Source organism: Pseudogemmobacter sp. TB195 (genome assembly GCF_058313095.1).
In genome coordinates, this window is sequence record NZ_JBZEGG010000002.1 from 259099 (window position 1) to 269249 (window position 10151).

Annotated in this window: 9 protein-coding genes; 3 read left to right on the forward strand and 6 right to left on the reverse strand. The window is 65.7% G+C overall.

All coding sequences use genetic code 11. The features are described 5' to 3' along the window. Nucleotides 1-64 precede the first annotated feature (64 nt). The 6 genes from AC4FS3_RS04245 to AC4FS3_RS04270 form a co-directional block, all read right to left on the reverse strand. A complete protein-coding gene (locus AC4FS3_RS04245; protein ID WP_491019524.1) occupies nucleotides 65-421 on the reverse strand; it encodes a hypothetical protein in 357 nt (118 codons plus the stop codon). Then, a complete protein-coding gene (gene murC, locus AC4FS3_RS04250) occupies nucleotides 405-1832 on the reverse strand; it encodes a UDP-N-acetylmuramate--L-alanine ligase (RefSeq protein WP_198838896.1) in 1428 nt (475 codons plus the stop codon). The genes AC4FS3_RS04245 and murC overlap by 17 nt, the downstream gene beginning before the upstream one ends. Beyond that, nucleotides 1829-2920: a UDP-N-acetylglucosamine--N-acetylmuramyl-(pentapeptide) pyrophosphoryl-undecaprenol N-acetylglucosamine transferase gene (locus AC4FS3_RS04255; protein ID WP_491019525.1), complete on the reverse strand. Its 1092-nt coding sequence runs from the start codon at nucleotides 2918-2920 to the stop codon at nucleotides 1829-1831. Before AC4FS3_RS04255 ends, murC begins: the two co-directional genes overlap by 4 nt. Beyond that, entirely contained in the window at nucleotides 2920-4083 is a 1164-nt protein-coding gene (locus AC4FS3_RS04260; RefSeq protein ID WP_283178365.1) for a peptidoglycan glycosyltransferase FtsW, read from the reverse strand. Before AC4FS3_RS04260 ends, AC4FS3_RS04255 begins: the two co-directional genes overlap by 1 nt. Before the next feature lie 208 nt (nucleotides 4084-4291). After that, entirely contained in the window at nucleotides 4292-5365 is a 1074-nt protein-coding gene (locus tag AC4FS3_RS04265) for a glycosyltransferase family 2 protein (RefSeq protein ID WP_491019526.1), read from the reverse strand. 61 nt (nucleotides 5366-5426) lie between these two features. Beyond that, the gene (locus AC4FS3_RS04270; protein WP_491019527.1) at nucleotides 5427-5990 is read right to left on the reverse strand and encodes a cytochrome b; all 564 of its coding nucleotides are present in this window, start codon (nucleotides 5988-5990) and stop codon (nucleotides 5427-5429) included. A gap of 222 nt (nucleotides 5991-6212) precedes the next feature. On the opposite strand from AC4FS3_RS04270, the gene AC4FS3_RS04275 reads away from it, so the two are divergent. The 3 genes from AC4FS3_RS04275 to AC4FS3_RS04285 all read left to right on the forward strand — a co-directional run. Then, the gene (locus tag AC4FS3_RS04275) at nucleotides 6213-7931 is read left to right on the forward strand and encodes a (2,3-dihydroxybenzoyl)adenylate synthase (protein ID WP_491019528.1); all 1719 of its coding nucleotides are present in this window, start codon (nucleotides 6213-6215) and stop codon (nucleotides 7929-7931) included. Further along, nucleotides 7928-8179, forward strand: a complete 252-nt coding sequence (locus AC4FS3_RS04280) for a phosphopantetheine-binding protein (RefSeq protein ID WP_491019529.1) — start codon at nucleotides 7928-7930, stop codon at nucleotides 8177-8179. The genes AC4FS3_RS04275 and AC4FS3_RS04280 overlap by 4 nt, the downstream gene beginning before the upstream one ends. Nucleotide 8180: 1 nt before the next feature. Then, the coding region (locus AC4FS3_RS04285) for a condensation domain-containing protein (RefSeq protein ID WP_491019530.1) at nucleotides 8181-10151 on the forward strand (1971 nt) is incomplete at its 3' end.

A 10151-nucleotide genomic window follows, 5' to 3' on the forward strand; every position in this document is an offset into this window, starting at 1 on the left:
AGCCCCGTGCGTTTGGGCGCGTTGCAAGGCGCCTTCGGTGTCAACAATGTTACAGTCAGGCCCGTCACAGGCTATCGGCCAGTGTGAGCGCAAGAATACAGAGGTGAAGGACCGCGCAACCGATCCCCACCGGCATGGAATAGGCGGCGATCACGCCGATGATCAGCCCGACCCCCGGCCCGGCCGCCAGCCCGACCGCGACCAGCATCTCACCGAGACCGGCCAGATAACTGCCACTCGCAATGGTCGAGAGATAGAAAAACAGCCCCACAAACCCCGCCACGACCAGCAGGGCCAGAAGAACCGCCAGCTTCCACCCGCGCCTCCAGGCCACCCACGCCCCTGCCGCGCTCAGCCAGGTGGCGGCGAAGAAGGCAAGGAGCAAGAGGGCCACATCCACCCGTTCAGGCCGCCTGACCAAGCAGTTTCGCCGGCAGCCCGTTCGCCCAGGCCGAGATGGTCCCGGCGCCAAGGCAGACAAAGATATCGCCCGGCCGCGCCTGTTCGCGGAAGAGCCGGGCAAGATCCGCCTCGTCGATCACCGCGCGGGCATGACGATGGCCATGCGCGATCAGCCCGGCCACGAGATCATCGCGGCTCGCGCCAGGGATCGGGTCTTCGCCCGCCGCATAGACCTCGGCGATGCCAACCACATCGGCCTCGTTGAAACAGGTGCAGAAATCATCGAACAGGTTCGAAAGCCGCGAATAGCGATGCGGCTGATGCACCGCGATCACCCGCGCGCCCGGGGTACCCGACACCGCCTGGCGGGCCGCTTTCAGCACGGCGGCAATCTCGACCGGGTGATGGCCGTAATCGTCGATGATCGGCACGCCGCTCACCTCGCCCACCCGGGTAAAGCGGCGGTTGACCCCGGCAAAGCCCGCCAGCGCCGCGCGGATTTCTTCTTTCTTCATGCCCAGATGGCGGGCGACAGCCACCGCCGAAAGCGCATTCGACACATTGTGGTCGCCCGGCATCGGCAGCTCGCAGCCTTCGATAACCGAGCCTTCGCCCTCGTTTTGCAGCTGGATATCGAAGCAGGACATGCCCTTTTCGAACCTGAGATTCACTGCCCGCACATCGGCCTGGGCGTTGAAGCCAAAGCTGATCACCCGGCGGTCGGCGACGCGGCCGACCAGCGCCTGCACTTCGGGATGGTCGGTGCAGCAGACCGCCACGCCGTAAAACGGGATATTCGAGACGAAATCGAGGAAGCCCTTGCGCAAAGCCTCGATGGTGCCCCAGTGCTCCATATGTTCGGGGTCGATATTGGTCACGATGGCGATGGTCGCGGGCAGCCGGTTGAAAGAGCCGTCAGACTCGTCGGCCTCGACCACCATCCATTCGCCCGCACCGGCCCGCGCGTTCGACCCGTAAGCATGGATCACGCCGCCATTGATCACGGTCGGATCAAAGCCGCCTTTGTCGAGCAAAGTCGCGACCATCGTCGTCGTGGTCGTCTTGCCATGGGTGCCCGCCACCGCGATGTTTGACCTCAGGCGCATCAGCTCGGCCAGCATCTCGGCGCGGCGCACCACGGGAAGCTTGCGGCGGCGCGCCTCTTCCAGTTCCGGGTTGCCGCGTTTGATCGCCGAGGAAATCACCACGACCGAGACGTCTTCGCCGATATTCTCGGCCCGCTGCCCCTCATGGAATTCAGCACCAAGGGCCACCAGCCGGTCAGTGATTTTCGACGCCTTGCTGTCCGAGCCCTGCACCCGGTAGCCCAAAGTCAGCAGGACTTCGGCGATGCCCGACATGCCGATGCCGCCGATGCCGACGAAATGGATCGGCCCGAGCTCCAGCGGGAGTTTGGTTGCGGCATTCATCTTTTATCTCCTGCGAGCTCTTCGACCAGCGCCACCAGAGTTTCGGTCGCATCCGGGCGGCCACAGCTCAGCGCATTGGCGGCCATCTGCCGCGCGCCCCGGGGATTTCCGAGGACGGCGGCGACTTGCGCGCTCAGGCTGGCGGGGTCAAGCAGTTTCTCGGGGATCAGCACCGCTGCCCCTGCGTCAACCAGGCCGCGCGCATTGGCGGTCTGGTGATCGCCCGTCGCGGCAGCAAAGGGGATCAGCACCGAAGGGCGCCCGATCACCGAAATATCCGCCACCGACGAGGCGCCGGACCGCGAGATCACCAGCTGCGCCTCGGAAAGCCTGCGGGGAATATCGTCGAAGAACGGCCTGATCTCGGCGCGGATCCCGGCCTCGTTATAGCCGGCCTGCGCCCGTTCGGCATCCTCGGCCCGGGCCTGATGCGCCACGCGCAGATTGTCGCGCAGGCGCTCGGGCAGCAAAGCGAGTGCCGCCGGCACCACATCCGAAAGGATGCGCGCGCCCTGGCTGCCACCGATTACCAGAAGGCTCATCGGGTAGTCACCCGGTTCGATATAGGGGGCGCCGGCGCGTTCCAGGACGCTCGCGCGCACCGGATTGCCGACAGGCTGGCCCTCGACCCCCTCAGGCAAAGCGGTCGGCCAGGTGCCGCAGGCGACAAGGTCAACGCGTTTGGCAAAAAGCTGGTTCACCCGCCCCAGCACGCCGTTTTGTTCATGGATCATCCGGGGCCGGCGCAAGAGGAACGCCGCCGACAGCGCAGGTATGGTCGGATAGCCGCCAAAGCCCACCACAATGGCGGGCTTGTCGGACAGCATTTTCACCGCCGCCCCGATCACCCCGCCCGCGATGCGGAAGGGCGCTGCCAGTTTCGCCACCGCGCCGCCGCGCGCGAAAGTGGCCGAAGACACTTTCTCGACAACCACCGCTTTGGGAAATCCGCCGGCATAGCGCGCGCCACGCTCATCGGTCGAGAGCTTCACCCGCCAGCCGCGTGCCAGCATGGCCTCGGCCAGGGCCTGGGCGGGGAACATATGTCCGCCGGTGCCCCCGGCCGCGATCAGCAGCAAAGGCGCCATCAGCGCCTCCGCCCGAAGAGTTCCGCCATCCGGTCGCGCGGCCTCGTGCGGGTCAGTGCCAGAAGCATCCCCACCGTGATCCCGGCGGCGATGATCGAAGAGCCCCCGTAAGATACGAAGGGCAGCGTCATGCCCTTTGCGGGCAACAGACGAACGGCAACGCCCATATTGATCATGGCCTGGACGCCGAAGATGCAGGCAAGGCCCGATCCGGCAAGGCGGGTGAAAGTGTCGCGTTCGGCGGTCAGCCGCACCAGCGAGCGCACCACGACGATCCCGAACAGCGCGAGGATCACGAGGACGAGCACAAGGCCGTATTCCTCGGCCGCGACCGCAATGATGAAATCGGTATGCGCATCGGGCAGCGACCATTTCACCTGGCCCTCACCGACGCCGACGCCAAAGAAACCGCCTTCCTGGATCGCGTTTGCCGCATAGCCAAGCTGGGTGCGCGGGTCGACATCCGGGGACAGGAACCCGTCGATGCGGCGGGCAAAGTGTTCAGACGCGCCATAGGCGGTAAAGCCGCCGAATGCGACAATGCCGATCACGCTTGCAATCAGCACCATCGGCGCTCCGGCGATGAAATAGATCACGCCCCAGGAGAAAACGATCAGCGCGGACTGCCCGAAATCGGGCTGCATGGCCAGAAAACCAACCACAAGCCCAAGGATCCCGAAGGAAATCAGCTTGCCGGGTGGCCCGTTGATATCCTGGGCCGCCGCCATCATCCAGGCGGTGACGATCACGAAACCGGGCTTGAGAAATTCAGAGGGTTGCAGCGAAAAGCCGCCCAGCGACAGCCAGCGAATGGCGCCCTTGCCGTGATCCTGGCCGACGAGAGGCAGCGCCATGACAAGCACCAGCGCGATCACGAAACCAAGGATCCCAAGCCGCCGCACCACCGCAGGCGACATGGTCGAAATCGCCAGCATCACCACGAGCGCGATACAACCGAAAATCGCCTGACGCTGCACATAGAAGAACTGGTTCAGCTCGTTCCGGCTTGCAAGCGGCACCGAGGCCGCAAGGCCCAGCAGCAGCCCGATCCCGAACAGCATGAAAACCGAACACATGGTCCAGCGATCAACCGTACGCCACCAGCGCGGCAGCACAGGCTCGCGTACAGCAACGGGTGAGGAACCATAGACCATCTCAGTCATGGGGAGCCGCCTCGATAAATCGGTAAACCGAATTTCTGCCTCTGGCCCGGGTGTCCCCCCGGGTCCGTAATGTGAAACTCTACCGACAAAGAGGCCGGAAGGCCAGCGAAAATCGGGCCGGATTGTGGCAGCATCTGCCGGGGTTTACCGGCGAGGCGGGATCCTCCGGCGCCCTCTCTAAGGTCGCTTCAGTCCGGCCCGTTTGACGTCAGGCCGCTTCGTCAGGGTTGCTCGCCAGACGCTGATATTGCTGCAGGAGACGCAGATCGCCCGCGGGGCCAAGGGCCTGGCTGCCGGCCGCATGCAGGCAGGCCGCCCAGAGCCGATAGCTCCCGGCCTGCCGGATCAGCTGGTCGAAGCGCGCGCGATGCCAGGCGACCGCCGCTTCATGTAAAGGGGCCACCCCCGGAAGCGCCATCAGCGCGGCGACCTCTTCAGCCAGCGGAGCGGCAAGCGCGAGAGCTGCGGTATTCTCGTGATTGTTGAAATTGCGCTCGACCCAGTAATGCAGGTCGATCTCTTTCTGGCTGCGATTGGGCAGGCCGCGATCTGACTTCACCACAAAAGCCGCCGCCGAGCGCAGCGAATAGTGGTGCATTTCGGCAAGGTCACGATAGCCGGTCAGCGGGATCAGGGACAGGCGGCCATCCTGGCTCAGGACGGGAGATAACGCGCGGCCGCTGCCATCAACCCAGGCTGCCGGCCCCTGCCCTGCGCGGCGCTGTGGACGATGCACCCCCGGGCGCTGGAACGCCGCTGGCCGGAACAGGCTCTTGAACAATGTTGCCGCAACCGGATGCATCATATCGGGCGGCGCCGATCGGAGGAACTGCGCCGTCACCGGCCGCTCTTCGAACCCTGCGATACCGCCCGCACCGAACAGACGCCAGGCCAGGGCCACCGCCTCCGCCCCCTCGGGCAATGCCGCGATCAGATCGGCAAAGCGGCCATTGCCGCAATGGATCACCGGGAATTCATCGACATCCGAGATCAGCATCCAGTCGGCGGCCTTGCGCTCCGGCCCGGCCCAGATCGCCTTGAGCGCGCGCCATTGCACGCTGGCAGCTTTGCCTTTCGCAGAGGCCAGCGCGGCCATCGGCGGCTGCGGCAGATGGCGCAGCACGCCTGCCTCGGCCAGGGCGTCCAGCAGCCGGTCGGTCCCATCGCGACAGTCATTCGAGGCGATCAGAAAATCGCTCGCCCCGAGCAGCCGGTGCCAGGCGAGCCATTCAATCAGATAGGGCCCTTCATCGCGGACCGAGGTGGCACAGAGAATACGCATCTTTCATGCGTCGCGCAGATCCGGCGGCGGGGCAAGCCCTACTCGCCCGGGCCGCGCGCCCTCAGCCGTCACGCAGGGCCTTTTTGCCGGCCATTTTCGCCAGCGTGCCGTCTTTCCACATCGCCTCATGCAGGCCGACCATCGCGATATGGCCGATCAGCAGCGCGCCAAAGACCCAGCCCAGTTCGCCATGCACCGCATCCCCGAAAGTGACCATCCAGGCAATGGGCTCTTCGCGGGTCGGAAACAGCGGGAAGCCAAAGGGCGAAAAGCCGCGCCCCGAGCCGAAAGCCCGCGCCAGCGCCGCCAGCGGCACGATCAGCATCACCAGGTAAAGGATGCCATGCCCGGCTTTGGCCGCGATGCCGATGAACCCGCGCCCATGATCGGGCCGACGCCCGGCATTCGCGAAAGCCCAGGCCACCCGGATCACGATCAGCACGAAAACCGCAGTTCCAACCGGCCCATGCGAGCCGACAATGGCGCTTTCCCTAGGCGAGACGCCAAATCCCACCTTGAGGATCATCGTCATGAACTGCCACAGCACCAGGGCCGCGATCGACCAGTGCAGCGCACGGGTCACTTTGCCATAGGCGCGGGGCGTGTCTCGCAGGGGGAGCCTCATCCGGGTCATGCTCGTTATCTGTTTCACCTGGTCTCGCAGCGCGGGTGTTCCGTTCAGGGTTCTGGCCGCGCCTTTCTTACCGCCTAAGGGATAATGCTGCACCTGCCAACCGCCAGAGGTAAAGTTGACTATTTTTCCAGGTGGCTTTATCCCGGCGCCACGAGCGTCATCCCGGCCCGCCGGACATGCCGCAAAACGCCGTCACTGTTCCGCAGGTGCGCCATGACCGAAGCCCCCCGTCCTGATGTGGCCCGTCCTGATGTGGCCCTGCCAGATGTCGCCACTCCCGAAGTTGCCGCGCCACACCAGACCTGGCCCGCAGATCTTGCCGCCCGCTACCGCGAGAAAGGGTATTGGCGCGGCGAAAGCTTTGGCGATCTGTTGCGCCGGCTCGCGGCTGAACACGGGCCACGGATCGCCGTGGTCGGAGGGGAAACCCGGCTCAGCTATGCGGATCTGCTGACCGCCGCCGAGCAGGCGGCACGGGGCTACCTGGCGCTTGGCCTGCGGCCTGGTGAGCGCGTGGTGGTGCAGCTTCCGAATATCGCGGGCTTCTTTCCTTCGGTCTTTGGCCTGTTTCTGGCCGGGCTTATCCCGGTCTATGCCCTGCCCGCGCATCGTCGGACGGAGATCTCGCATTTCATCGCCCGCTCGGATGCGAAAGCGCTGGTGATCGCCGACAGCTGGGAGGGGTTTGATTACCGCGCCCTCGCCCGTGAGCTGCGCGAAGAGGCCGCAGGCCTCGAGGTCATTGTGATCGGCGAAGCGCAGGAATTCACCAGCTTCGCAGATCTTGGCGCATCAGGTGAGGGCGCATCAGATCAGGACGCAGGCGCGCTGCCTGAGACCGATCCGTCCCGGGTCGCCTTCATGCAGATTTCTGGTGGCACCACGGGGCTTTCGAAACTGATCCCGCGCACCCATGACGATTATATCTACAGCTTCCGCGAAAGCGCGGTGATCTGCGGGCTGACCCCAGACAGCGTCTATCTCTGCGCCCTGCCGGTCGCGCATAATTTCCCGATGTCATCGCCGGGCGTGTTCGGGGCGCTGTCAGTGGGCGCGAAAGTGGTGCTCAGTCCAAACCCCGCGCCCGCCACCGCCTTCCCACTGATCGAGGCCGAGCGGGTCACCATCACCGGCCTTGTGCCGCCGCTGGCGCTTTTGTGGATGCAGGCGGCCCCCGGAAGCACGCATGACCTTTCCAGCCTCGAAGTGCTGGGCGTGGGCGGCGCGAAATTCATCCCCGAAGCGGCGGCGCGGGTGCGCCCCACGCTGGGCTGCACGCTGCAACAGGTGTTCGGCATGGCCGAGGGGCTGGTGAATTATACCCGCCTTGATGACCCGGAAGAGATCATCATCTCGACGCAGGGCCGCCCGATCAGCGAGGATGACGAGGTGCTGGTTCTGGATGATGAAGGCCAGCCGGTCGCCCCGGGCGAGGCGGGCTACCTCCACACCCGTGGCCCCTATACGATCCGCGCCTATCACAACGAACCGGCAGCCAATGCCCGCAGCTTTACCCCTGACGGGTTCTACCGCACCGGCGATATAGTGAAGCAGCTGCCCGGTGGCTATCTGGTCGTCCAGGGCCGCGCCGGCGACCATATCAACCGCGCCGGCGAAAAGATCTCGGCCGAAGAGATCGAAGATCACCTGCTGGCCCACCCGGCGGTGTTTGACGCAGTTGTGGTCTCGATCCCGGATGCTTTCTTAGGCGAGCGCAGCTGCGCCTTTATCGTGATGAACCCGGGCGCCGATCAGCCCAAGCCCGCCGCCGTGAAGGCCTTTGTCCGCGACCGCGGCATTGCCGCTTTCAAAGTGCCCGATGAGGTGGTTTTCGTGACGGAATTCGCCACCACCGCCGTTGGAAAGATCAGCCGCAACAAACTGCGCGCCGAGCTGCGCGCGCGCTATCTGGAAGAAGAAGCCGCAAAATGACTGTTTCCGGTGAGACTGTGACCCTTGAAAAGATGCGGGCCGACATCGCGCGGCTGATCGACCTTGAGCCCGAAGAGATCGGCAATGACGATCACCTGCCCGATCTGGGGCTCGATTCACTCCGGCTGATGCGGCTGGTCAGCGCCTGGGAACAGGCCGGGCTGAAGGTAGATTTCGCGGTCTTTGCCGAAAGTGCTACGCTCGGCGAATGGTGGGAGGCGATCTCGCACCTGCGGGCGGCTGGCTGAGATGACCCGGGATGTTCAGGAGACGCGCCCTCTGACCGAGGCGCAGGAGGGGCTCTGGTATTTCCAGGCGCTTGACCTGGCCAATCCGATCCTGAACACCGGGCAATATCTGGAACTGACCGGTGCGGTCGATCTGGCGGCCTTGCGCGAGGCCGTGGCGCGGACGGTGCAGGAGACCGAGGCGCTGCATCTGCGCTTTCGCGCCGGAGCGCAGGGGCCGGAACAATGGCTTGTCCCGGGCGAGATCGCTCTGGGCGAGGTCGATCTGACCGCATATCCCGATGCGGTGGCTGCGGCGCTGGCCCAGATGCAGGCCGATACCGCCCGCCCCACGGATCTGGCGGCAGAGCCTGTGGCGGCTTTCACCCTCTTCCTGCTGCCCGACCGGGTGTTTCTATACGAGCGCATCCATCACCTTGCGACCGATGGCTATGGGATGGTGCTGGTCTCGAACCGGATCGGCGAGCATTACGGCCATCTGACCGGCGCGGGGCCAGCGCCGCTGGCTTTCCCGCCGCTGATCCGCGCCGATGACGAGGATGCGGCCTATCGCACCGGCCCGCGCCGGGCGGTGGACGCGGCCTGGTGGAAGGCAGAGATGTCCGGCGCGCCGGTGGTGACAAGCCCGGGCACGCTTGCGGGTGAACGCGCCGTCAGCGCCCATGATTTCCGCCGCGAAAGCCTCTGGCTGCCGGGCACGCTGACCAGACGGCTGGCGGCGTTTTCCGAGGAACATGACCTCGGCTGGCCCGATGTGCTGACCGCTTTGACCGGCGCCTGTCTCGCGCGTTGGTCGGGGGTGGATGGTGGCGGGGGCGAGGCGGTGATCGGCATGCCCTTCATGGCGCGGATGGGACGAAAGATCGCCCGCCTGCCCTGTATGGCGATGAACGTCCTGCCGCACCGGATCCGCCCTGAGGAAGAGGCCCCGTTGGCGGAATGGCTTGCAAGCGAGGCGAGGCGGATGCGCGAGGCGCGCAAACACGGGCTTTACCGCTCGGAACAGCTGCGCCGCGACCTGGGGCTGATTGGCGGGGTAAGGCGGCTGCATGGGCCTCTGGTCAATGTGCAGCCCTTTGACCGGCCTCCGGTTTTCCCGGGGCTGGACTGCAGGCTGCATATTCTGGGCGCAGGCGCGGTCGAGGATCTGACCTTTACCTTCCGGGGCGATCCCGATGCGGGGATCCTTTTTGAGACCGACAGCAATCCAGGCCTTTACAGTCCAGATGAGACACAGGGTCATGCATTGCGGCTGGTGGCCTTCCTGGAAGGAGCACTTGCGGCAGAGCGGCTGCGGGATGTGCCCTCGGCCAGCCCGGCAGAGATCGCGGCGCAGGACGCAAGATCGGCAGCAAGCCGTTGTGATCTGCCGGACGCCACGCTGACCGACCTGATTGTTGCACAGATGCAGGCGACACCAGAGGCGCCGGCGCTGCGTTTCGGTGCGACAGGGCTGAGCTACGCCCAGCTTGATGTGGCGAGTGCCGCGCTGGCGGCTAAGTTGCGCGCGCGGGGCGCCGGGCCGGAACGGATCGTGGCCGTGGCGATCGAACGGTCGCTGGAACTCTCAGTGGCGCTGATCGCGATCCTGCGGGCCGGGGCGGCCTGGCTGCCGCTCGACCCGGATCACCCGCCAGAGCGCCTGGCCCGCATCATCGCCATGGCACAACCGGTGCTGGTCATGACCAGCGATGCAATCGCGCCGCTGCTGCCGCAGGATGCCCCGCTTTTCCGGCCTGTGGACTGGCCTGCAGACCGTGCCACAGACTGGCATGAAATCTGGCCCGCAGATTTGCCCCGAAATCAGACGGCCGGCCCGATCCTGAATCCCGGCTCAGGCCCGGGCGACAGCGGTGCGACAGCGGTGAAGCATCCCGGCTCTGCCGGGATGCTTCCGGGGGGGGGCAGGGGGGGGGGGGGGGGGGGGGGGGGGGGGGGGGGGGGGGGGGGGGGGGGGGGGGGGGGGGGGGGG